At 72.1% G+C, this 23,706-nt stretch carries 16 protein-coding genes; 13 read left to right on the top strand and 3 right to left on the bottom strand.

The window, feature by feature from the left end; genetic code table 11:
* The first annotated feature begins 141 nt into the window (after positions 1-141).
* A complete protein-coding gene (locus tag AS97_RS19150; protein WP_059144559.1) occupies positions 142-2,571 on the top strand; it encodes a UvrD-helicase domain-containing protein in 2,430 nt (809 codons plus the stop codon).
* A 294-nt stretch (positions 2,572-2,865) separates the two neighbouring features.
* On the opposite strand, the gene AS97_RS19145 is transcribed toward AS97_RS19150, so the two are convergent.
* Complete coding sequence (locus tag AS97_RS19145) at positions 2,866-3,075, bottom strand: cold-shock protein (protein WP_014061093.1); 210 nt, start codon at positions 3,073-3,075, stop codon at positions 2,866-2,868.
* 269 nt (positions 3,076-3,344) lie between these two features.
* Here AS97_RS19145 and AS97_RS19140 point away from each other — a divergent pair, with 269 nt between their 5' ends.
* Positions 3,345-4,766, top strand: coding sequence for an NAD-dependent malic enzyme (locus tag AS97_RS19140; protein WP_059144512.1), 1,422 nt, complete (start codon positions 3,345-3,347; stop codon positions 4,764-4,766).
* 255 nt (positions 4,767-5,021) lie between these two features.
* Positions 5,022-5,303: an HU family DNA-binding protein gene (locus AS97_RS19135; RefSeq protein WP_009717479.1), complete on the top strand. Its 282-nt coding sequence runs from the start codon at positions 5,022-5,024 to the stop codon at positions 5,301-5,303.
* Between the two features lie 305 nt (positions 5,304-5,608).
* Here AS97_RS19135 and murA read toward each other — a convergent pair whose 3' ends face one another.
* Complete coding sequence (gene murA / locus AS97_RS19130; RefSeq protein ID WP_059144511.1) at positions 5,609-6,952, bottom strand: UDP-N-acetylglucosamine 1-carboxyvinyltransferase; 1,344 nt, start codon at positions 6,950-6,952, stop codon at positions 5,609-5,611.
* Between the two features lie 255 nt (positions 6,953-7,207).
* On the opposite strand from murA, the gene AS97_RS19125 reads away from it, so the two are divergent.
* The 10 genes from AS97_RS19125 (at position 7,208) to AS97_RS19080 (ending at position 19,463) form a co-directional block, all read left to right on the top strand.
* On the top strand, positions 7,208-7,795 hold the full coding sequence (locus AS97_RS19125) for a YqgE/AlgH family protein (protein WP_059144558.1): 588 nt from the start codon (positions 7,208-7,210) through the stop codon (positions 7,793-7,795).
* Positions 7,796-7,816: 21 nt separating this feature from the next.
* The gene (locus AS97_RS19120) at positions 7,817-8,107 is read left to right on the top strand and encodes a DUF3039 domain-containing protein (RefSeq protein ID WP_079059403.1); all 291 of its coding nucleotides are present in this window, start codon (positions 7,817-7,819) and stop codon (positions 8,105-8,107) included.
* A 145-nt stretch (positions 8,108-8,252) separates the two neighbouring features.
* A complete protein-coding gene (locus AS97_RS19115) occupies positions 8,253-8,663 on the top strand; it encodes a hypothetical protein (RefSeq protein ID WP_059144509.1) in 411 nt (136 codons plus the stop codon).
* Positions 8,664-8,821: 158 nt separating this feature from the next.
* Entirely contained in the window at positions 8,822-10,159 is a 1,338-nt protein-coding gene (locus AS97_RS19110; RefSeq protein ID WP_125760912.1) for an extracellular solute-binding protein, read from the top strand.
* Positions 10,156-11,154 (top strand): sugar ABC transporter permease, encoded by a 999-nt coding sequence (locus AS97_RS19105; RefSeq protein WP_210565341.1) that lies wholly within the window; start codon positions 10,156-10,158, stop codon positions 11,152-11,154. The genes AS97_RS19110 and AS97_RS19105 overlap by 4 nt, the downstream gene beginning before the upstream one ends.
* Positions 11,151-12,020 carry a carbohydrate ABC transporter permease gene (locus AS97_RS19100; RefSeq protein ID WP_059144506.1) on the top strand — a complete coding sequence of 290 codons (870 nt, stop codon included), beginning with the start codon at positions 11,151-11,153 and terminating at the stop codon, positions 12,018-12,020. The genes AS97_RS19105 and AS97_RS19100 overlap by 4 nt, the downstream gene beginning before the upstream one ends.
* 95 nt (positions 12,021-12,115) lie before the next feature.
* The gene (locus AS97_RS19095; RefSeq protein ID WP_210565340.1) at positions 12,116-13,771 is read left to right on the top strand and encodes a beta-N-acetylhexosaminidase; all 1,656 of its coding nucleotides are present in this window, start codon (positions 12,116-12,118) and stop codon (positions 13,769-13,771) included.
* A gap of 303 nt (positions 13,772-14,074) precedes the next feature.
* Positions 14,075-14,974 carry an FAD binding domain-containing protein gene (locus AS97_RS19090; RefSeq protein ID WP_210565339.1) on the top strand — a complete coding sequence of 300 codons (900 nt, stop codon included), beginning with the start codon at positions 14,075-14,077 and terminating at the stop codon, positions 14,972-14,974.
* Positions 14,971-17,145: a 2Fe-2S iron-sulfur cluster-binding protein gene (locus tag AS97_RS48600; RefSeq protein ID WP_282615685.1), complete on the top strand. Its 2,175-nt coding sequence runs from the start codon at positions 14,971-14,973 to the stop codon at positions 17,143-17,145. Before AS97_RS19090 ends, AS97_RS48600 begins: the two co-directional genes overlap by 4 nt.
* Positions 17,142-19,463 (top strand): molybdopterin cofactor-binding domain-containing protein, encoded by a 2,322-nt coding sequence (locus AS97_RS19080; RefSeq protein WP_059144502.1) that lies wholly within the window; start codon positions 17,142-17,144, stop codon positions 19,461-19,463. The genes AS97_RS48600 and AS97_RS19080 overlap by 4 nt, the downstream gene beginning before the upstream one ends.
* 136 nt (positions 19,464-19,599) lie before the next feature.
* Here the strand turns inward: AS97_RS19080 and AS97_RS19075 are convergent, their stop codons facing one another.
* A complete protein-coding gene (locus AS97_RS19075; protein ID WP_247204419.1) occupies positions 19,600-23,673 on the bottom strand; it encodes an amino acid adenylation domain-containing protein in 4,074 nt (1,357 codons plus the stop codon).
* Positions 23,674-23,706 lie beyond the last annotated feature (33 nt).

Below are 23,706 nucleotides of genomic sequence, written 5' to 3'. Positions count from 1 at the left end.
GAATCCCTCTCGCCAGGGGTGTACGGTTGACGGCTGCCCTTAAGAACACAGAAGGGGGCCTGGGTGGCCGCGCAGAACGCCACGCATGACGACCGGACGGCACCGCGGCGGGATGGCGGGGACGGGGTCCGGGACCGCGAGATCCGGATCGAGCAGACGCATCTGGACCGGGTGTACCACCGCCTCGAGGAGAAGATCCACGAGGCGGAGTTCCTCATGGACGACGCCGCCAAACGGGGCCAGGTCGGTACGCCCGGGGCGCTCGCCGAACGGGACGCCCAGGTCTTCCGGGCCGGGGTCCACCTCAACCGGCTGAACAGCGAGTTCGAGGACTTCCTCTTCGGCCGCATCGACTTGCTCCCGGGCAAGGACGGCGAACGCGGCCCCGACGGTGCCTACACCTCCGTCGAGCCCGCCGACGACGCCATCCGCACCGGCCCGGACGGCGACCGCGCGGAGATCGCCGAAACCCTGCACATCGGTCGCATCGGCGTGCTCGACGCCGACTACGCCCCGCTGGTGATCGACTGGCGGGCGCCCGCCGCCGCGCCCTTCTACCGCTCGACTCCGGTGGCCCCCGGCCGTGTCGTCCGCCGCCGGGTGATCCGCAGCAAGGGCCGCCGGGTGCTCGGCGTCGAGGACGATCTGCTGCGCCCGGAGCTCAGCGCCACCCTCGACGGCAGTGCGCTGCCGGTGGTCGGCGACGGCGCGCTGATGGCCGCGCTCGGCCAGGCCCGCGGCCACACCATGCGGGACATCGTCGCCTCCATCCAGGCCGAACAGGACCAGGTGATCCGCGCTCCCGCCGCCTCCATCACCGAGGTCGAGGGCGGTCCCGGCACCGGGAAGACGGCGGTCGCGCTGCACCGCGCGGCGTACCTCCTCTACCAGGACCGGCGGCGCTACGCGGGCGGCATCCTCGTGGTCAGCCCCACCCCGCTGCTGGTCGCCTACACCGAGGGCGTGCTGCCCTCACTGGGCGAGGAGGGCCAGGTGGCCATCCGCGCGGTGGGCTCCCTGGTGGAGGGCGCCGAGGCCACCACGTACGACACCCCGGCCGTGGCCCGCGTCAAGGGCTCCTCCCGGATGCTGAGGGTGCTGCGCAAGGCCGCCCGCGGCGCGCTGGAGATGCCGCGGGGAGCCGCCGCCGGATCGGCCTCGACATCGGACCATCCGTCAGATCCCTCGTCGTCGGACGACGGCCGGCCGACCCTCGACGCGGCGCTCGGCGCCCTCGCCACGACCCCGTCGAACGACGGCGGCAGACCCGGCGCGGGCTCCGGGACCAGACCCGGCGGCCCGCCCGAGCGGCTGCGCGTGGTCGCCTTCGGCGCCCGTATCGAGCTGGACGCCGATGAGCTGCGCCGCATCCGCCAGAACGTGCTGGGCGGCACCGCACCCGTCAACCTGCTGCGCCCCCGCGCCCGCCGGCTGCTCCTGGACGCGCTGTGGTCCCGCTCCGGCGCGCCCCGGCGCTATACCGACCCCGAGCTGGCCGCCGAGGCGCGCGAGGGCTTCGACGAGGACATCTCCTCCGAGGACGTCTTCCAGGAGTTCCTGGACGCCTGGTGGCCCGAGCTCACCCCCCGCTCCGTCCTGGCCGCCATGGCCGACGAGAAGCGGCTGGGGCGCTGGTCGCGGAGGGTGCTCAACCCGCGCGAGGTCCGCCAGGTGGCCCGGTCGCTGGCCCGGCTCGGCCCGGACGGGCAGGGCCCGCTGTCGGTTCACGACGTGGCGCTGCTGGACGAGCTGAACACCCTCCTGGGCCTCCCCGCCCGCCCCGCCGCCCCGCGCGAGGTGGATCCGCTGGACCAGTTGACCGGTCTGGAGGAGCTGACCACCTACGCCGACCGCGTCGGCCCCCGCCGCAGCCGCGCCGACCGGGCCGAGCAAGAGCGCACCGACTACGCCCACGTCATCGTCGACGAGGCGCAGGACCTCACCCCCATGCAGTGGCGGATGGTCGGACGGCGTGGCCGCCACGCCACCTGGACGGTCGTCGGCGACCCGGCCCAGAGCTCCTGGTCCGACCCGGACGAGGCGGGACGGGCCCGGGACGAGGCGCTCGGCAGCCGCCCGCGCCGCCGCTTCACCCTCACCGTGAACTACCGCAATCCGTCCGAGATCGCCGAACTGGCCACCAGGGTCCTCACGCTGGCGATGCCCGGCACCCCCGCGCCCGAGGCGGTCCGCTCCACCGGCGTGGAGCCGCGGTTCGCACCGGGCGTGGACGGCGACCTCGGCGCCGCCGCGCGCCGGGAGGCGCTCCGGCTGCTGGACGAGGTGGAGGGCACCGTCGGCGTCGTCGTCGCGATGAACCGCCGCGAGCAGGCCCGTCAGTGGCTGACCGGTCTGGGCCACCGGGTGGTGGCGCTGGGCAGCCTGGAGGCGAAGGGGCTGGAGTACGACGCGACGGTCGTGGTCTCGCCCGCCGAGATCGCCGACGAGTCGCCCGCGGGGCTACGGGTGCTGTACGTGGCGCTCACCCGCGCGACCCAGCGGCTGACGGTGGTGTCGGGGGCACGCGACGAGCCGGACCCCCACGGCGTCCCCGACCTGCTGCGGGAGTGAACCTCCCGCCGGGCCCGGCCGGGGGCGCACAGGCCCCCGGCCGCCGCTGGAAGGCGGCCGAAAGGGGGGCCGGGTCCGCTCGGAACGGCGGCGGCGAAATCAACCCCCGGGAGGGGAATCCCTTCCCGGACCTGTTTGTTAGCCTTGATGTGGCACCGGCCCGATCCAAGCCCCCGGGCCCAACCTTCGTCGCTTCGAGCGACCACTTGCCGCGAGGCGAGCATGGCGGGTCGGTGCCACCCTTCATCTTCTGTGACCCCTCATTTTTCCGTAAGGGGTCCGCGCCGGGCGGTGTCAGCCGCCCAGGATGCGGACCTCTTCGGCTTGCGGGCCCTTGCGGCCCTGCACGATCTGGAACTCGACCCGCTGCTCGTCGACCAGGCTGCGGTAGCCGCTGCCGTCGATCGAGCTGTAGTGGACGAAGACGTCCGGTCCGCCGTCCTCCTGGGCGATGAAGCCGTAGCCCTTCTCGGCGTTGAACCACTTCACGGTGCCCTGAGCCATGCCCGCGCTCCTCTTGTCTCTTCCTCTGACGCTGTAGCGCGCCAGAGCCTAGGACGGTGGATGCGGCGGACGGCCCGCCTCGCCAGGCGTTCCCGCGAAGGAGTGGGGCTTTCCACTCGGCTGACCCCACTCTGCTATGTCAGAACAATATGTCCGAAAGTCGGGCCGGGTTACCCCGTACCGAGAGGTAGGTGCAACTATCTGAGGACGTGGCCCGGTATTCCCGCGGCCCGGACGGCATGAACAAGGGAAAGCAGAGGAAGCAGGCCATGGCAACGGCGCCCAGCGTCTCGTACTCGATGACGGTCCGGCTGGAGGTGCCCGCGAGCGGTACCGCGGTCAGCCAGCTGACCACGGCCGTGGAGTCCTCCGGCGGTTCGGTCACGGGCCTCGATGTGACCGCTTCCGGTCACGAGAAGCTCCGTATCGACGTCACCATCGCCGCCACCTCGACCGCGCACGCCCAGGAAATCGTGGAGAAGCTGCGGGGCATCGAGGGTGTCTCGCTCGGCAAGGTCTCCGACCGTACGTTCCTGATGCACCTCGGCGGCAAGATCGAGATGTCGTCGAAACACCCCATCCGCAACCGTGACGACCTGTCCATGGTCTACACCCCTGGTGTCGCCCGGGTCTGCCAGGCCATCGCGGAGAACCCCGAGGACGCCCGGCGCCTCACCATCAAGCGCAACAGTGTGGCCGTCGTCACCGACGGCTCCGCGGTCCTGGGCCTCGGCAACATCGGCCCCAAGGCGGCCCTGCCGGTCATGGAGGGCAAGGCGGCCCTCTTCAAGCGGTTCGCGGGCATCGACGCCTGGCCGCTCTGCCTGGACACCCAGGACACCGACGAGATCGTCGCGATCGTGAAGGCCATCGCCCCCGGCTTCGCGGGGATCAACCTGGAGGACATCTCCGCTCCCCGCTGCTTCGAGATCGAGGCGCGGCTGCGCGAGTCCGTGGACATCCCGGTCTTCCACGACGACCAGCACGGCACCGCGATCGTGGTGCTGGCCGCCCTCACCAACGCCCTGCGGGTGGTCGACAAGAAGGTCGAGGATGTGAGGGTCGTCATGTCCGGCGCGGGCGCCGCCGGCACCGCGATCCTGCGGCTGCTGATCGCCGCGGGCGTGCGCCACGCGGTGGTCGCCGACATCCACGGTGTGGTGCACGCCGGGCGCGAGGACCTGGTCTCCGCCGACCCGGAGTCCCCGCTGCGCTGGATCGCCGACAACACCAACCCGGAGGGCGTCACGGGCACCCTGCGCGAGGCTGTGCGGGGCTCTGACGTCTTCATCGGCGTCTCGGCCCCGAACGTGCTCTCCGGCGACGACGTGGCCGCCATGGCGGACGGCGCGATCGTCTTCGCGCTGGCCAACCCCGACCCCGAGGTGGACCCGGCGATCGCCCGCCAGACCGCCGCGGTGGTGGCCACCGGACGCTCGGACTTCCCGAACCAGATCAACAACGTGCTGGTGTTCCCGGGCGTTTTCCGTGGTTTGCTGGACGCGCAGTCGCGTACGGTGAACACCGAGATGATGCTGGCCGCTGCCGGCGCGCTCGCGGACGTCGTCCACGACGACGAACTGAATGCGAACTACATCATTCCGAGCGTCTTCAACGACAAGGTCGCGGGGGCGGTCGCCGGAGCCGTACGGGACGCGGCGCGCCCTGTGACCGGTACCACTGCGGTCTAGGCCCGGCACGGCGCGTCGCGCGCTGTGGGGTCCCGAAAGCAGCCATAGGGTGGCGGGCAGGAAAACGACCGCCACGGCGCTTTTCGTGTGACTCTCGAGGGCTCCGGATTGGCTTTCCCGCCACAGGTGCGGGCAGGATGCGTTCCGGGCGCGAGGGTCTGAACAGCAGACCCGGGTCCGGGGACTGTCCGAGGGCCCTGGCAGCATCGGCTTCGATCTCACGCCTCATTGGCAAGATGAACACGGGAGTACAACATGAACCGCAGTGAGCTGGTGGCCGCTCTGTCCGAGCGCGCCGAGGTGACCCGAAAGGACGCCGACGCCGTGCTGGCCGCCCTCGCCGAGGTGACCGGTGAGGTCGTCGCGAAGGGCGACGAGAAGGTCACCATCCCCGGCTTCCTGACCTTCGAGCGCACCCACCGTGCCGCTCGCACCGCGCGCAACCCGCAGACCGGTGAGCCGATCGAGATCCCGGCCGGCTACAGCGTGAAGGTCTCCGCGGGCTCCAAGCTCAAGGAAGCCGCCAAGGGCAAGTAAGCCCTCGCGAACGAAAGGGGCGGTCACCCGAGGGTGACCGCCCCTTTTGGCGCTCCTGCGGGCCCGAGGCCCGCTGCGAGGCTCCAGAGACCCGTTGCGAGGCCCTACGCGGGCTGTGTGCCGCCCGGCAGCTCCACCTTGGCGCCCAGCTCTACGAGCTTTTCCACGCTGCATCCCCCCGGGGGGTAACCCCGGGCCCCAGCCGGGGGGCGTCGTCGTGGCTTGGGGCGTGGGATGGGGCAGCCCGCCCCGGGTGCCGGGGCGGGCTGTGGTGTCGGGGCCCGGCCGTCGGGTCGGGGAGGGGGTTATGCGGGGGCGGTACCGCCCGGCAGCTCCACCTTCGCGCCCAGCTCCACGAGCTTCTCCATGAAGTTCTCGTAGCCGCGGTTGATCAGGTCGATGCCGTGGACCCGCGAGGTGCCCTGGGCCGCCAGGGCCGCGATCAGGTAGGAGAAGCCGCCGCGGAGGTCGGGGATGATCAGGTCGGCGCCCTGGAGCTTGGTGGGGCCGGAGACGACCGCGGAGTGCAGGAAGTTGCGCTGGCCGAAGCGGCACGCGGAGCCGCCCAGGCATTCGCGGTAGAGCTGGATGTGGGCGCCCATCTGGTTGAGCGCCGAGGTGAAGCCCAGCCGCGACTCGTAGACCGTCTCGTGGACGATGGACAGGCCCGACGCCTGGGTCAGGGCCACCACCAGCGGCTGCTGCCAATCGGTCTGGAAGCCGGGGTGGACGTCGGTCTCCAGGGCGATCGCGTTGAGCTTGCCGCCCGGGTGCCAGAACCGTATGCCCTCGTCGCCGATGTCGAAGGCGCCGCCCACCTTGCGGTAGGTGTTCAGGAAGGTCATCATCTCGCGCTGGCGGGCGCCGCGCACATAGATGCTGCCCTCGGTCGCCAGCGCCGCGCTCGCCCAGGAGGCGGCCTCCAGGCGGTCCGGGAGGGCGCGGTGGTTGTAGCCGTCGAGCTTGTCGACACCGGTGATCCGGATCGTGCGGTCGGTGTCCATGGAGATGATGGCGCCCATCTTCTGCAGCACGCAGATGAGGTCCTCGATCTCCGGCTCGACCGCCGCGTTGGAGAGTTCCGTCACACCCTCGGCGAGCACCGCCGTCAGCAGCACCTGCTCGGTGGAGCCCACCGAGGGGTACGGCAGCCGGATCTTGGTGCCGCGCAGCCGGTGCGGGGCCTCCAGGTACTGCCCGTCCGCCCGCTTCTCGATCGTCGCGCCGAACTGGCGCAGCACGTCGAAGTGGAAGTCGATCGGCCGGCCGCCGATGTCACAGCCGCCCAGTCCCGGGATGAAGGCGTGGCCGAGGCGGTGCAGCAGCGGGCCGCAGAAGAGGATCGGGATCCGCGAGGAACCGGCGTGCGCGTCGATGTCGGCGACATTGGCGCTCTCCACATGTGTGGGGTCGAGCACCAGCTCACCGGACTCGTCACCGGGGCGCACCGTCACGCCGTGCAGCTGCAGCAGCCCGCGCACCACCCGCACATCGCGGATGTCGGGGACGTTGCGCAGCCTGCTGGGCGCACTGCCGAGGAGGGCGGCCACCATGGCCTTCGGCACGAGGTTCTTCGCGCCGCGGACACGGATCTCGCCTTCGAGCGGGGTGCCGCCGTGGACGAGCAGGACATCGTTCGAGCGGGTCATCGGGTCTCGCGTTCCTGAGACGGGCAGGGGCCAAAAGGCACAGGGGCCAAAGGGCAAGAGTAATGGCCCTGGAGACCGCCTCCGTAAGACTCTTGCGCGCATTGAGTCCTCCTGCGGGGGCGGCAACACGTTCCGTCCCTCTGGAAGAGCCCACAGTCACGTGCGCCGCATCTGCTGTCTTGCGCCCCGACCTGCTCTCATACGGGACTCGTCTTCCACTCCCCCTCCGGACCGGATATGGGGGATCATGTGGCCATGACCGAGGTGTCCTCGCTCACAGGACGGCTGCTTGTCGCGACACCGGCGCTTGCTGACCCGAACTTCGACCGCGCGGTGGTGCTCCTCCTCGATCACGACGAGGAGGGCTCGCTCGGTGTGGTCCTGAACCGCCCGACCCCGGTGGGGGTGGGCGACATCCTGGAGTCGTGGGCCGAGCTGGCCGGGGAGCCGGGGGTGGTCTTCCAGGGCGGTCCGGTCTCGCTGGACTCCGCGCTGGGCGTGGCCGTCGTCCCGGGCGAATCGGGCCGGTCCCCGGCGCGCACCGAGGACGGGCCACTCGGCTGGCGCAGAGTGCACGGGGCGATCGGGCTGGTCGATCTGGAGGCGCCGCCGGAGCTGCTGGCGGCCGCCGTGGGGTCCTTGCGCATCTTCGCCGGGTACGCGGGCTGGGGGCCCGGCCAGCTGGAGGACGAGCTCGCCGAGGGCGCGTGGTACGTGGTGGAGTCCGAACCGGGCGATGTGTCCTCGCCCGCCCCCGAGCGGCTGTGGCGCGCGGTGCTGCGCCGCCAGCGCAGCGAGCTGGCCATGGTCGCCACGTATCCGGACGACCCTTCTCTCAACTAGGCATGAGTACCCTAGGGCTGTATGAGCACTCTTGAGCCCGAGCGCGGGGCAGGCACGGGGACCCTCGTTGAGCCGACACCTCAGGTGTCGCACGGTGACGGCGACCACGAGCGCTATGCCCACTATGTACAGAAAGACAAGATCATGGAGAGCGCCCTCTCCGGATCTCCCGTCGTCGCACTCTGCGGCAAGGTCTGGGTCCCGGGTCGTGACCCGAAGAAGTACCCGGTGTGTCCCATGTGCAAGGAGATCTTCGAGGGCATGGGCGCCGGCGGGGACAAGGGCAAGGACGGCGGCGACGGCAAGAAGTAGCCGGTCCGCCGGCCCCAGGCGCTGACGGAAAGCCTCGCGCGACAGACGGCTCGCCCGGCCCGCGGCCCCATTCGGGGGTCGCGGGCCGGGCATGCCGTGTTTGTGCGCCCTGCCGTGCGCCGGATGACCCCAGTAGGGTCGGCCCATGAGCGGGCGTACGGAGAACGGGGCGGCGCGGGCCGCCTATCTGGTGTTCGGGGCGCGTGAGGTCGACGAGCCCGATGCGGAAGGCGCCAGCGCCTACTGCCAGTTCGAGAAGGACTGGGACGCCCAGCTGGAACAGTGCGGGCGGCTGGCCGACGAGCGGGGCTACCGGCCCGCCGGAAGCTGTGTGATGTCGGTCGCGCAGCCGACCCTTCCCAGACTCCTGGAGTGGGCGGCCGACCCGGGTTGTGACGTGGTGCTGGTGGCCAGCGACCGCGTTCTCGAGCGGATCCGGAAGACCTGGCCCGACTGGGACCGGGTGATCGCGCGCCTGGAGGAAGCGGGTGCGCGGGTGGAGGCCGTGCCGTATGTTGAGCCCGCCTATCCGGGCGAGGAGTTGCCGCGTCGCTAGCGCGAAGTTCGTTGTGCGGTACAGCGGTTCGGGCTCATTTGGTCACGGAGTGGTTCAGACCTCTTGTGGGGTCGCTCAAGGTTCCCTAGCCTCACGCATATTGTGCTGAGCGAAACATGCGTTGCATATGTTGCAACGCCAAATGTTTAAGGGTCCTCATGAAGTCGTCCCATCTCTCCGCGTTCTCCCGGCTCTCCACCCGCGTCACCGTGCCCGTGGCGGCACTGACCCTGGCAGGGCTGGCCGCGACCGGATGCGCTCCCTCCACCTCCGACAACAGCTCCAAGGAGGATGAGAAGAGCGGCAAGTTGCGTGTCTGGCTCTTCCAGGAGGTCAACAACGCGCCCAAGAAGAAGGTGATCGACGACGCGGTCGCCGGCTTCGAGAAGGAGCACGACGGGACCGAGGTCGAGGTGACCTACATCCCGATCGACACCCGGGCGCAGAAGATCAAGGCGGCCTTCAACGACCCCAAGAGCGCTCCCGACGTCATCGAGTACGGCAACACCGACACCGCCGGCTACGTCAAGGACGGCGGACTGCTGGACATCAGCAAGGAGTTCGGCGCCTGGGGCGACTCGACGAACATCGACCCCACCGCGAAGTACTCGCTGACCGTCGGCGGCAAGGTCTACGGCGCCCCGCTCTTCGTCGGCGTCCGGGCGCTGTACTACCGGACGGACGTCTTCAAGGACCTCGGCCTGGAGCCGCCCACCACCCAGGACGAACTGATTGCGACCGCGAAGAGGATCCGCTCGGAGCGGTCGGATCTGTACGGTCTCGCGGTCGGCGGCGCCTACACCTACGGCGCGATGCCCTTCATCTGGGCCAACGGCGGCGATCTCGCCAGGGAGAAGGGCAAGTTCGGCTCGAACGAGTACGAGGCGGCCATCGACAGCGCCGACGCCCAGAAGGGTGTCAAGGCGTACACCTCGCTCTTCGGCAACGACAACTGCCCGGCCGCCAAGTGCGCCCAGTGGGGCGGCAACGACACCATCGAGGCGTTCGCCTCGGGCAAGGCGGGCATGGCGATCGGCGGCGACTTCAGCCGCCAGGCCATCGAGGCGGGCAAGGTCAAGGGCAAGTACAAGGTCGTGCCGCTGCCGGGCGTGAAGAAGGGCGATATCGCCCCGGCCTTCGCGGGCGGGAACAACGTCGGAGTGCTCAAGAGCACCACCCACCGCACCCTCGCCGTGGACCTGCTGCAGAGGCTCACCGGGAAGCAGACCCAGCGCAAGCTCTACGACGCCATGGGCTTCCTGCCGACCTTCACCGATGTGCGCGGCGACGTGGCGCAGAAGGACCCCTTCGTGAAGCCCTTCGTGAAGACCCTCAACGACAGCGCCAAGTTCGTGCCCGCCTCGCCCGGCTGGGCGGCCATCGACGCACAGCTCGTCCTGCCCACCATGTTCCAGGAGATCGTCAGCGGCCGTAAGAACGTGGAGACCGCCACCAAGGACGCCGCGAAGAAGATGGACGAGGCATTCCAGCAGTGAGTTCCGGCACCGCACAGCACGCCCGGCGCGCCCCCGCCAAGGGCCGCCGGCCCCGGCCGGGCCCCGTCGTCCCGGCCGGGGGCCGAGCCAGGAAGGGCTCCCGGCGGGGAGGCTGGACGCCCTGGCTCTATCTCGCCCCGGCGCTCGTCGTCCTGGGCGGGCTGCTCGTCTACCCGATCTACCAGCTCGGTCTGATCTCCTTCCTGGAGTACACCCAGGCGCAGGTCAGCGGCGGTGAACCGACCACCTTCCAGGGATTCGCCAACTACGCCGAGCTGTTCGGCGACAGCGAGTTCTGGAACGTGGTCGTGGCCACGCTGCTCTTCGCCGCCGTCTGCGTGATCTCCACCCTCGCGGTCGGCTGCGCGCTCGCGGTGCTGCTGACGCGCGTACGGGCCATTCCGCGGCTGGCGCTGATGCTGGCCGCGCTCGGCGCCTGGGCCACCCCGGCGGTCACCGGCTCGACGGTCTGGGTCTTCCTCTTCGACGCCGACTTCGGGCCGGTGAACAAGATCCTGGTGTGGTTCGGGCTCTCCGGGTTCGAGAACTACTCCTGGACCTACGACCGCTACAGCGCCTTCGCCCTGGTGCTGTTCGAGGTCGTGTGGTGCTCGTTCCCGTTCGTGATGGTCACCGTCTACGCGGGCATCAAGGCCATCCCCACCGAGGTGCTGGAGGCCGCCGCTCTCGACGGCGCCTCCACCTGGCGGATCTGGCGCACCATCATGGCGCCGATGCTGCGGCCGATCCTCGTCGTGGTGACCATCCAGTCCATCATCTGGGACTTCAAGGTCTTCACCCAGATCTACGTCATGACGGACGGCGGCGGGATCGCGCGCCAGAACATGGTGCTCAACGTGTACGCGTACCAGAAGGCGTTCGCGTCCTCGCAGTACAGCCTGGGCTCGGCGATCGGCGTGGTGATGCTGCTGATCCTGCTGGTCGTGACGCTGGTCTATCTGCGGCTGCTGCGACGCCAGGGAGAAGAACTGTGAGCCACTCGCGCGTCTCGCTGCGCATCCGCCGCCCCTGGCGCTTCGCCGCCGAGGCCACCGCCCTGATCGTGGCGGCCGTGGTCGCCTTCCCGCTGTACTGGATGGTGCTCTCGGCCTTCAAGCCCGAGGGGGAGATCCAGTCCACCGAGCCCCGGCCGTGGACGACGGCCCCGTCGCTGGACTCCTTCCGGCGCGTCTTCCAGCAGGAGGACTTCGGCCGCTACTTCCTCAACAGCCTCTTCGTGGCCGTGGTGGTGGTGGTCGCCTCGGCGCTGATCGCCTTCCTCGCGGCGACGGCGGTCGCCCGCTTCCGGTTCCGCTTCCGCACCACGCTGCTGATCATGTTCCTGGTCGCGCAGATGGTGCCGATCGAGGCGCTGACCATTCCGCTGTTCTTCCTGATGCGCGATCTGGGGGAGTCGGTGCCGGGGATCGGCCTCAACACCCTGGGCTCGCTGATCCTGCCGCATATCGCCTTCTCGCTGCCGTTCGCCATCTGGATGCTGCGCGGCTTCGTCAAGGCGGTGCCGGAGGCGCTGGAGGAGGCGGCCTATCTGGACGGGGCCAGCCGCTCCCGCTTCCTGTGGCAGATCCTCTTCCCGCTCGTCTTCCCCGGCCTGGTCGCGACGAGCGTCTTCTCCTTCATCTCCACCTGGAACGACTTCCTGTTCGCCAAGTCGTTCATCATCAGCGCGACCGAGAACTCCACCCTTCCGATGGCGCTGCTGGTCTTCTTCAAGGCCGAGGGGAACGACTGGGGAGGCATCATGGCGGCGTCCACGGTCATGACCATCCCCGTGCTGATCTTCTTCGTCCTCGTACAGCGCCGGCTGGTCTCGGGTCTCGGCGGCGCCGTGAAGGACTGACGAAGAGACCGACGAACGGGCCGGCAAGGGCCGGCAAGGGCCGACAACGCACCGACAAGCCCCGACAGCCTCGACAAGGCCCGATGAGGGAGCAGATGACATACGACGCCGCGGGGCTGATCCCCGCGCCCCGCCATGACCAGAGCCGTACGGGCCGCGCGGGCGCGCGGATCCACCCGCGGCACACCGCCCTGGCCGCCGGCCCCGGCACCGAGGGCGTGGCGCGCCTGCTGCGCACCACTCTCGGCCAGGCGCTCGGCCTGTCCCTGCCGGACGGCGAACCCGGCGGCCCCGACACCGTCACGCTGCGGATCGACGCCGCGCTCGAGCCCGAGGGCTACCGGCTCACCGTCGCCGACGGCCGGGTGGAGATCGCGGGCGGCACGGCCGCGGGCGTCCACTGGGGCACGCAGACGCTCCGTCAGCTGCTGGGCCCCGACGCCTTCCGCCGCGCCCCCCTCAGGGGCGCGGAGGCCGCCTGGGAGCCGGCGGAGCGGACGATCGAGGACGCGCCGCGGTTCGCCTGGCGCGGGCTGATGCTGGATGTGGCCCGCCACTTCATGCCCAAGGACGGCGTCCTCGCCTATCTCGACCTGCTCGCCGCCCACAAGCTCAATGTCTTCCACTTCCACCTCACCGACGACCAGGGCTGGCGCGTCGAGATCCGCCGCTATCCGAAGCTGACCGAGACGGGCGCCTGGCGTGATCGCACCAAGCTCGGCCACCGGGCCTCCCCACTGTGGGACGAGCGGCCGCACGGCGGTTACTACACCCAGGACGACATCCGCGAGATCGTCGCCTACGCCGCCGAGCGGCATATCACCGTCGTGCCGGAGATCGACATTCCCGGGCATTCGCAGGCCGCCATCGCCGCGTACCCGGAGCTGGGCAACACCGATGTCATCGACACCGCCTCCCTCGGAGTCTGGACCACCTGGGGCGTCAACCCGAACGTACTCGCCCCCACCGACAACACGCTCCGTTTCTTCGAGCACGTGCTGGAGGAGGTGCTGGAGCTGTTCCCCGGCACCTTCGTCCACATCGGCGGCGACGAGTGCCCCAAGGACCAGTGGAAGGCGTCCCCGGCCGCCCAGGAGCGCATCCGCGCGCAGGGCCTTGCCGACGAGGACGAGCTGCAGAGCTGGTTCATCCGCCACTTCGGCCACTGGCTCGCCGCGCGCGGGCGCCGGCTGATCGGCTGGGACGAGATCCTCGAGGGCGGCGCGGCCGACGCCCCGCTGCCCGAGGGCGCCGCGGTCTCCTCCTGGCGCGGCTACGCGGGCGGGATCGCCGCCGCGCGGGCCGGCCACGACGTCGTCATGTGCCCCGAGCAGCAGGTGTACTTCGACCACCGGCAGGCTCCGGGCGAGGACGAGCCGGTCCCGATCGGCTACGTCCGCACCCTGGAGGATGTCTATCGCTTCGAACCGGTTCCACCGGAGCTCACCGGAGCCGACGCGGACCGGGTGCTGGGCGCCCAGGCCAACGTCTGGACCGAGGTGATGGAGGACCGCCGACGGGTGGACTACCAGACCTTCCCCCGGCTCGCCGCCTTCGCCGAGGTCGTCTGGTCGGCGCTGCCGCCGTCGTCCGAACGGGACTTCGGGGCGTTCCAGGGGCGCATGGAGGCACATTACGCGCGTTTGGAGGCGCTCGGCGTGAGCTACCGCCCGCCCGCCGGTCCGCTTCCCTGGCAGCGGCGCCCCGGCCTGCTCGGACGCCCGCGTGAGGGAGCGCCCCCGACCGTGTGAGCCGCCCCGCCGCGGCCGGGTCGGCCGGGCCCTGAAATGGGACGCGCCGACGCTCCGCCGCCCCGGGGAGCGTAGCCCCTCCGGCGCAAGACCAAATCGCACAAGGGTCCCTGAAACGTGGCAATCCACTCCCGGCGGAGACCTTGCCCCAAACCCGTACCATCCCCCAGGTCAGGGACGGATCAACGGATCACGGACCCCCGCGACGGCGGGCTCGCAAGATGTGCCAGAGTTGCCACGTCCGGGCTGTCAGCACGTACCGTACGGCGCAACAGCCGGGACACCGGGGAAGGGGCAGCTGGGTTGACCACGCACGCACCGCAGGCGGCGCACACGGTGACGTTGCCGGGCACGCTCGACGAGGCCGTGGCGGCACTGGCCGCCATGCCCGCCGCCGTGCCCGTGGCGGGCGGTACCGATCTGATGGCCGCGGTCAACTCCGGCCTGCTGCGGCCCGCCGCACTCGTCGGCCTCGGCCGGATCAGCGAAATCCGAGGCTGGCGCTATCTGGACGGGCACGCCCTCCTCGGCGCCGGACTCACCCACGCCCGGATGGGGCGCCCCGACTTCGCCGCGCTGATCCCGGCGCTGGCCGCGGCCGCACGGGCCGCCGGACCACCGCAGATCCGCAACGCCGGCACCCTCGGCGGCAACATCGTCACCTCCGCCCCCACCGGCGACGCGCTGCCGGTGCTCGCCGCGCTGGAGGCCACGGTCATCATCGCCGGGCCCGAGGGGTCCCGCCGCGAGATCCCGGTCAGCCATCTGCTCGCCGGGGTCGATCTGCTGAACCCCGGTGAACTCGTCGGATTCGTCCGGGTTCCGCTGCTGCACGCCCCGCAGACCTTCATCAAGGCCACCGGGCGCACCGGGCCCGGCCGGGCCACCGCCTCGGTCGCCCTCGTCCTCGACCCCGCGCGGCGCGGGGTGCGCTGCGCGGTCGGGGCGGTCGCGCCGATGCCGCTGCGCCCCCTGGACGCCGAGCGCTGGGTCGCCTCGCTCATCGACTGGGACGGCGACCGCGGCCATCTCGATCCGCAGGTCACCACCGCTTTCGGTGAATACGTCGCCGCCGCGTGCATCCCCGATCCGCTGCCCGCGCAGGACGGAAGCGAGCCGGTCCCCCTGCCACCTGCCGCGATCCACCTGAGGCGTACCGTGGCGGCCCTGGCCCGCCGAGCTCTGGGGAGGGCACTCGCGTGAGTGATGAACAGCAGCCGCACCGGCCGGATCCGGGGAGCGGATGGCAGCCGATGCCGCACGGCCCGGAGTACGACGCCGAGTCGACGGCGTTCGTACAGCTGCCGCCCGACTACGCCCACCCGGACCCGACCGACCCGTCCGGCCGTTGGGACCCGCTCGCGGCGCCCGGCACGGGCTACGCGCCCCCGCCGATGGACGTGGGGCACGGTGACCCGTCCCATGGCGGCCAGTGGCAGCCGTCCGCCCACGACCAGGGCATGACCGGGCACTGGACCACCGCGGAGACCGACGGCGGCTATCTGTACGGCGGCCACCACGATCCGCACGGCTCCGTCCAGTGGCCGGTGCCCGCCGAGGACCAGCAGGGCCACCACCCGCCGCACACCGGCCACTGGCCGGCTCCGGCGGCCGAGGAGCCGGTGGACGACTGGCCGGTGGACGACTGGCCGGTGGACGACTGGCCGGTGCCCGCCTCGTCCGACAACGGCGCGGGCGGGCCCGTGCAGACCAGCCAGTGGACCATCCCGGTCGCGGGCGACGACGGGGTCGACGAGACCGGTGAGTACCGGGTCGACGAACACCCCGGCCCGGCCGCGCCGCCGTACGGCGGCCACGCGGACGGGCCTCAGGACCCGCAGACGACCGCCCAGTTGCGGATGCCCTTCGCCGGGTCGGCGCCCCGGCAGCAGCCCCACCAGCCGCACCAGCCCCACCAGCCGCACCAGCCGCACCAGCCCCAGCCCGGGCAGCAGCAGGGACACACCGGCCAGTGGTCGGTTCCGGCCGCCGAGGAGGGCGTGGAGGACTCCGGGGAGTACGCGGTCGAGGGCCACCCGGGCCCGGCCGCGTCCGCCCCGCCGGCCGCCCCCACGCAGCCGCCCGCCCGCCGCCGGCTGCGCATGCCCGACCGCCAGGACCCGGCGTGGCCGGGGCCCGCCGCCGGGGACTCGGGCGAGTTCGCGGCCGAGGGGCACCAGGGGCTGCATACCGCGCCCCGTGGCGCCCCGCCCCACAACAGCCCGGCGCCCGGCGAGCGGATGCCCGCCGACGGCCCCGGGCGGCGGCCCGACGGTCCGGTCGCCGGGGACTCCGGCGCGCTCCCGGTCGACGGTCAGCACGCCGGACTGGAGACCCCGCCGCACGGCAGCCCGGCGCCCGGGCTGTCCCAGGAGACGAGTCGGCCCGGCGCGTTCGCGGACGACCGGTTCGCGGACGACACCCATGGGCACGCCCCGCACCCGGGCCCCGAGGACGGCGCGGGCCACACCGACGCCCCCGACGCCGCGCCGAACGCCGGCGAAGCCCCCGCCGAGGCCCCCGCCGAAGCGCTGCCGGACGACGCCGGGCAGGAGCCCGCCGAGCCCGCGACCGAGGAGCCCGAACCGGCCGCGGCCGAGGGCGAGTTCGCGGCCGCTGAGGCCGCCGCGGCGCCCGCCCCGGCCGGAACCCCGACCGACGCTCCGGAAGCCGCTGACGCCCCCGCCGAGCCCCTTGCGGAGCCCGCCTCCGCCGAGGCGGCCCCTGCCGCCGATGAGCAGCCGAGCCACAGCGAGCATCCGCTCGCCTCCTACGTGCTGCGCGTCAACGGCGCCGACCGCCCCGTCACCGACGTCTGGATCGGCGAGTCGCTGCTCTACGTCCTGCGGGAGCGCCTCGGCCTCGCCGGGGCCAAGGACGGCTGCTCGCAGGGCGAGTGCGGGGCCTGCTCGGTGCAGGTCGACGGGCGGCTCGTCGCCTCCTGCCTGGTGCCCGCCGCCACCGCCGCGGGCAGCGAGGTCCGCACCGTCGAGGGCCTGGCCACCGGCGGACAGCCCTCCGACGTCCAGCGGGCGCTCGCCGAATGCGGGGCCGTACAGTGCGGTTTCTGCGTGCCCGGGCTCGCGATGACCATGCACGACCTCCTCGAGGGCAACCACGCCCCCACCGACCAGGAGACCCGTCAGGCGATCTCCGGCAACCTCTGCCGCTGCTCCGGCTACCGCGGGATCCTCGACGCCGTCCGCGAGGTCGTCGCGGGCCGCGAGGCCGCCGACGAGGCGGCGCAGGCCGAGCCGGACGGCGGACCCGACGCCCACCAGGACCCGGCCCGTATCCCGCACCAGACGGGACCGCACGGCATCACCGGCAACGGGGGCGTCAACGGAAGCGGTAGCGGAAGGGCATCGGCATGACCGGAATCGCGGACGGCGGGGGCGCCGTCACCGCCACCCCCGCCGCGGGAACGCCCATCCAGCCCCCGTCCACCATGGGCCTCGGCGTCTCCCTGCAGCCCGCCGACTCGGCGGCCAAGACCACGGGCACCTTCCCGTACGCGGCCGACCTGTGGGCCGAGGGGCTGCTGTGGGCCGCGGTGCTGCGCTCCCCGCACCCGCACGCCCGGATCGTCTCCATCGACACCACGCAGGCCGTCGAGATGCCCGGCGTACGGGCCGTGGTGACCCACGCCGACGTGCCCGGAGACGCCTCCCACGGCCGCCGGGTCGCCGACCGTCCGGTCTTCGCCAAGGACCTGGTCCGCCACCACGGCGAGCCCATCGCCGCGGTCGCCGCCGACCACCCCGACACGGCCCGGCTGGCGGCCGCCGCCATCGCCGTCGAGTACGAGGTGCTGGAGCCGGTCACCGACCCCGAGCAGGCGTTCTCCGCCGAGCCGCTGCATCCCGACGGCAATCTGGTCCGCCATATCCCGCTGTCCTTCGGCGACCCGGACGTGGTCGGCGAGGTCATCGCGGAGGGGCTGTACCGCATCGGCCGGCAGGACCCGGCGCCCATCGGCGCCGAGGCGGGCCTGGCCGTGCCGCGCCCCGACGGCGGGGTGGAGATCTACACCGCCTCCACCGATCCGCATGCCGACCGCGACCTGGCCGCCGCCTGCTTCGGGCTGGAGCCGGAGCGGGTGAAGGTCGTCGTCACCGGCGTCCCCGGTGCCATGGGCGAGCGCGAGGACCCGGGGATGCAGCTGCCGCTCGGGCTGCTGGCGCTGCGCACCGGACATCCGGTGAAGCTGGCCGCGACCCGTGAGGAGTCCTTCCTCGGCCACGCCCACCGCCATCCCACCCTGCTGCGCTACCGCCACCACGCGGACGCCCAGGGCAAGCTGGTCAAGGTCGAGGCGCAGATCCTGCTGGACGCGGGTGCCTATGCCGACTCCTCGGGGGACACCCTGGCCGCCGCCGTCTCCTTCGCCTGCGGCCCCTACGTCGTCCCGCACGCCTTCATCGAGGGCTGGGCCGTACGCACCAACAACCCGCCCTCCGGCCATGTGCGCGGCGAGGGCGCGATGCAGGTGTGCGCGGCGTACGAGGGCCAGATGGACAAGCTGGCGGCCAAGCTGGGCATCGACCCCGTCGAGATCCGGATGCGCAATGTGATGGCCACCGGCGATCTGCTGCCCACCGGACAGACCGTCACCTGCCCGGCCCCGGTCGCCGAACTGCTGCAGGCCGTAAGGGATGCACCGCTGCCCGCTCTCCCCAAGGACGACCCGGAGGAGGAGTGGCTGCTGCCGGGTGGCCTGGAGGGCGCGGGCGACCCGGCCGCCGTGCGGCGCGGGGTGGGCTACGCCCTGGGCATGGTCCATATGCTCGGCGCCGAGGGGGCCGACGAGGTCTCCACCGCCACCGTGAAGGTCACCGGCCCGGTGGCCACGGTCATCTGCGCGGCCGTCGAGACCGGCCAGGGCTTCGCCACTCTGGCCCGCCAGATCGTCCAGGACGTCCTCGGTATCGAGGAGGTCCATATCGCGCCCATCGACACCGACCAGCCCCCGGCCGGGCCCGCCTCGCGCGGCCGCCACACCTGGGTCTCCGGCGGTGCGGTCGAGCGGGCCGCGAAGATGGTCCGCACCCAGCTCCTGCAGCCGCTCGCGCATACGTTCGGCATGTCGACCGAGCTGCTCAGCATCGCGGACGGCAAGATCACCTCGTATGACGGGGTGCTCAGCACCACCGTCGAGGAGGCCCTGGAGGGCAAGGAGCTGTGGGCCACCGCGCAGTGCCGTCCGCATCCCACCGAGCCGCTGGACGAGACTGGGCAGGGTGACGCCTTCGTCGGGCTCGCCTACTGCGCGGTGCGCGCCGTGGTGGACGTCGACATCGAGATCGGCGCGGTACGGGTCGTCGACATGACGGTGGCCCAGGACGTGGGCCGGATCCTCAACCCGCGTCAGCTCAGGGCCCGTATCGAGGCGGGCGTCGCCCAGGGCATCGGCGCGGCTCTCACCGAGAACCTGCGCACCTCGCGCGGTGTGGTCCGCCACCCCGACCTGACCGGTTACGCCCTGCCGACCGCCCTGGACGTCCCCGACATCCGCATCGTCAAGCTGGTCGAGGAGCGGGACGTGGTGGCCCCCTTCGGCGCCAAGCCGGTCAGCGCGGTGCCGGTGGTCACCTCCCCGGCGGCGGTGGCGGCGGCGGTCCGTGCGGCCACCGGCCGTCCGGTCAACCGCCTCCCGATCCGCCCCCAGGCGGCGGTCGTCAACCGTACGTAGCCGGCGCGTCGGTAAGGCGCCGACCGTACGTGGCCGACGCGTCCGTAAGACGCGGATGGGCGCCCCGCGCCCGCGGGGCGCCCGTGCTCCGTGGCCGGTGGCTTTCGTACTCAGCCCCCGGGCCCGGCCTCCCCGCTCAGCGCATGGCGGCCGTGCTCAGCACCGGGCGGTCGCGCTCGGCCGGGCGGCCGGTGCCGGGCGCGGGGCGGCCGGGTTCGAGCGCCTTCGCCACCACCGGGCCGATCCGGTTCAGGGACTCCTCCCGCATCATCCGGTAGTGGTGATCGGGGACGCCGTGCACCACCAGGGCGCCGTCCACGAACGGGAGCCAGGCGTCCGCCACATGCAGCGGATCGCGCCGGTAGCCCGGGATCTCCTCCAGGGCCCGGAACATCAGCATGTCGCCCTGGAACCGTTCGGGCGCGAACTTGCGCATCAGCTCCTGGTCGTTCCGCAGGATGTCGAGCAGCGGGAAGCCGGCCTCGCCCTCCAGCAGCCGGGCGGGCAGCCCGGTCTCCCGGCAGAGGTCCGCCACCAGGCCGGCGGTGCCGTCCGCCCCGTCGGGGTGCGCCTCCAGCCAGCCCGGGGCGAAGATGTCGCCACCCCCGATGTCGTCGAGCAGCACCCCCAGCCACTGACGCTTGCTGAGCTCCGGTGCCTCGGGCAGCGCCTGGGCGTTGTCGGGGTAGGCGTCGACCACGGCCAGCGTGGCGACCTCCTCGCCCTGTTCCTGCAGCCGGGTGGCCATGGCGTGCGCGATCAGCCCGCCGAAGGACCAGCCGAGCAGATGGTACGGACCGGTCGGCTGGACGGTCCGGATCTGCCCCAGATAGTCGGCGGCCATCTCCTCGACGCTCGCCGGGAGGACGTCCGGTTCGGTCAGCCCGCGCGCCTGGAGGGCGTACACCGGCTGGTCCGGGGCGAGATGGCGGAGCAGCCCGGTGTACGACCAGCCCAGGCCCCCGCCGGGGTGGACGCAGAACAGCGGCGGGCGCTGCCCCTCGCCGCGCAGCGGCAGCAGGATGTCCAGCGACTGCTGCGGCTGCGCCGGGGCCGGTCCCGCGGCGTCCAGGCGGGCCACCAGCCGGGCGACGGTCGGCGCCTCGAAGAGGTCGCGCATCGACAGCTCGGTGGCCAGCGCGGCGCGGGCCTGGCTGGCCAGCTTGGAGGCGAGCAGCGAATGGCCGCCGAGCAGGAAGAAGTCGTCGTCGATGGTGACGCCGTCGACGCCCAGGACCTCGCCGAAGAGCGCGCACAGCGCCTCCTCGCGCGGGGTGCGGGGCGCCCGCCCGCCCGTGGCGGCCTCGAAGGAGGGCGCGGGCAGTGCGGCGCGGTCCAGCTTGCCGTTGGCGTCCAGGGGGAGGGTGCCGAGCACCACGACCGCGCTGGGCACCATGTGCTCGGGCAGCACCTCGCCCAGCGCCTCGCGGGCCGTGGCGGCGTCCGGCGGGGTGTCGCCGGCGGCCGTCACATAGGCGACCAGCCGCTGGTCGCCGGGCCGGTCGGTGCGGATCGCCGCGGCGGCCTCGGCGACCTGGGGGAGCGTCCGCAGCGCCGCCTCGACCTCGCCCAGCTCGATGCGGAAACCGCGCAGCTGGACCTGGCCGTCGGTGCGGCCCACGTACTCGACGTCGCCGTCCGGCAGCCGGCGGGCCAGATCGCCGGTGCGGTACATCCGGGTGCCGGGCGGGCCGTAGGGGTCGGCGACGAACCGCTCGGCGGTCAGGGCCCGGCGGCCCAGATAGCCGCGGGCCAGCTGCGCCCCGGACACGTACAGCTCGCCGGTGACCCCGGCCGGGCAGGGCTTCAGGGCGGTGTCGAGGACGTACATCCGGGTGTTCCACACCGGCCGGCCGATCGGCACCGGGCCCTCACCGCCGGGCGCGGAGGAGTGGTGGGCGATCTGGATGGTGGTCTCGGTGGGCCCGTAGAGGTTGCTCAGCGGCACGCCGGGGAACCGCTCGTGGAACCGCTCGGCGGTCTCGCGCGGCAGCGCCTCACCGCCGCTGGAGGCCCGCCGCAGGATGCCCGCGCACGCGTCGGCGGCGTCCGGGTCGGCGAGGAACGCCTGGAGCATCGACGGTACGAACTGGAGCGCGGTGATGCCCTGTTCGCGCACCGTGCGCGCCAGATACGCCGGGTCCTTGTGGCCGCCGGGCCTGGCGACCACCAGGGTCGCGCCGCTGAGCAGCGGCAGGAAGAACTCGCAGACCGAGGCGTCGAACCCGGCCGGGGTCTTCTGCAGCATCCGGTCCCCGGAGGTGAGGCCGTAGGCGTCCCGCATCCACTCCAGGCAGTTGGCGACGGCCCGGTGGGGCACCAGGACGCCCTTGGGGCGGCCGGTGGAGCCCGAGGTGTAGATGATGTACGCGGGGTGCTCGGGGTCGATCGCCACCGCCGGAGCGGAAACGTCTCCCGCGCCCCGGGTGCCCGTGATGTCCACGACGTCCAGCAGCAGCCGTCCCACACCGTGGTGCGCGGGGAGCGCCCCGGTGCTGTCGGCGCGGGTGACGACGAGGGCGGGGCTTGCGTCGTCGAGCATGTACGCCAGCCGCTCGGCCGGGTAGTCCAGGTCCAGGGGCAGATACGCGGCCCCCGTCTTGAGCACCGCGATCAGCGCGATGACCAGGTCGGCGGAGCGGGGCAGGGCCACGCCGACGGTGCGCTCGGGCCCGGCGCCGCGCGCGATGAGCACCCGGGCCAGCCGGTTCGCCGCCCGGTCCAGCTCCGCGTAGCTGAGCACGGTGTCGTCGCAGACCAGGGCCTGGGCGTCGGGGGTCCGGGCGGCCTGGGCCGCCAGCAGCTCCGGGAGGAGGGCGCCGGAGGTCGGGTGCGCCGTCTCGCCCGGCGCGTCCAGGACCCGCCGGCGCTCCTCGGCGGACAGCAGCTCCAGGGAGCCGACGGTGCGCCGCAGGTCCGAGGTGTCGGCGAGGGAGCGCAGCAGGCCGAGGTAGCGCTCCCGGTGCGCGATGAGGGCGTCCTCGGTGTAGAGGTTGGAATTGGCGTTGAGGTCGATCCGGATACCGGTCCCGTCGGACCGGTCGTATCCCATGATCGAGAGGTCCTCGACGGTTCCGTTGGAGAGGTTGTGGCCCTTGACCCGGTGACCGGCGAAGTGGAAGTCGTAGTCGTACGTCATGATGTTGACGTGCGGGCCGAGCAATCCGTTTCCGCCGTCCGGAAGTCGCAGATCCCGGGCCAGGTCGATACGGCGGTAACGCTGATGCCGCAGGGCCTGCCTGACTTCGCGTGAGATCTGCCGTACCAGCTCCCGTATTCGCATATCGGCGCGCACCTGGATACGCAGCGGCACCACATTGGCGAACATCCCGGGAATGGCGCGGGCGGTGGCATCGGTACGGCCCGAGATCGGCAGCGTGAGAATGATGTCCGATTTACCGGTCAATCGATGCAGATAAAGAGAGGTCGCTGCGATGATCATAGCCGACCAGTGGGTGGCGTATTTACGTGCGGCGGCCCGCAGCTCGACCGCTTCCTCCTCGGTCAGGTAGGCGGTCTGCCGGAGGACGGTGGAAAGTTCCCTGGTGGGGTGGGTGGAAAGCCGAGCGGGCCGCGGGGAATCGCCGACGTGTTCCAGCCAGTACGCGCGGTCTTTGGCGAAATCCGGCGAGGCCCGGTATTCCGCGTCCTGGTCCACCATCGCCTGCAGGGAGCCGAAGACCGTTTCCCCCTCGGCCGGGTCGGTCCCCTCCACGAGCGCGGTGTACACCTCGGCGGTCCGCCGGCCCAGCAGGGCGGCCGATCCGGCGTCCGACACGATGTGGTGGGTGCCCTGGTACCAGAGGAAGCGCTCGGGCTCCACCTTCAGCAGGGCGAACGAGAACGCCGGGTAGTCGCCCAGCTTGAGCGCCCCCGTGGCCAGGTCGTTCTTCATCCACCGCTCGGCCGCGGCCCAGGGGTCGTCCTCGCCGGTGAGGTCCAGCTTCGGCAGCTCCCAGTCGGTCACCGGGTCCAGGATCTGCCAGGGCTCCCCGTCGTCCTCGCCGACCCGCACGTTGTAGGGCTCGGCCTCCGCCACGGCCCGGCGCAGTGCCCGCTCGAATATCTCGGTGTCTATCGGTCCTTGTATCTCCAGGTACTCGCCGACCCTGAAGGTGGTGCTCTCCGGCGGCTCCAGCTGCTCAATGAACCAGATCTCACTCTGGCCGGTCGAGAGCGGCAGACGGGCGGCCGGTGCGGCGGGCTGCACATTTCCCCCATTGAGGATGGAACCACGGTCGAA

Source organism: Streptomyces sp. AgN23 (assembly GCF_001598115.1).
GTDB lineage: Bacteria > Actinomycetota > Actinomycetes > Streptomycetales > Streptomycetaceae > Streptomyces > Streptomyces antimycoticus.
This window is presented reverse-complemented; position numbering and strand designations above follow the sequence as displayed.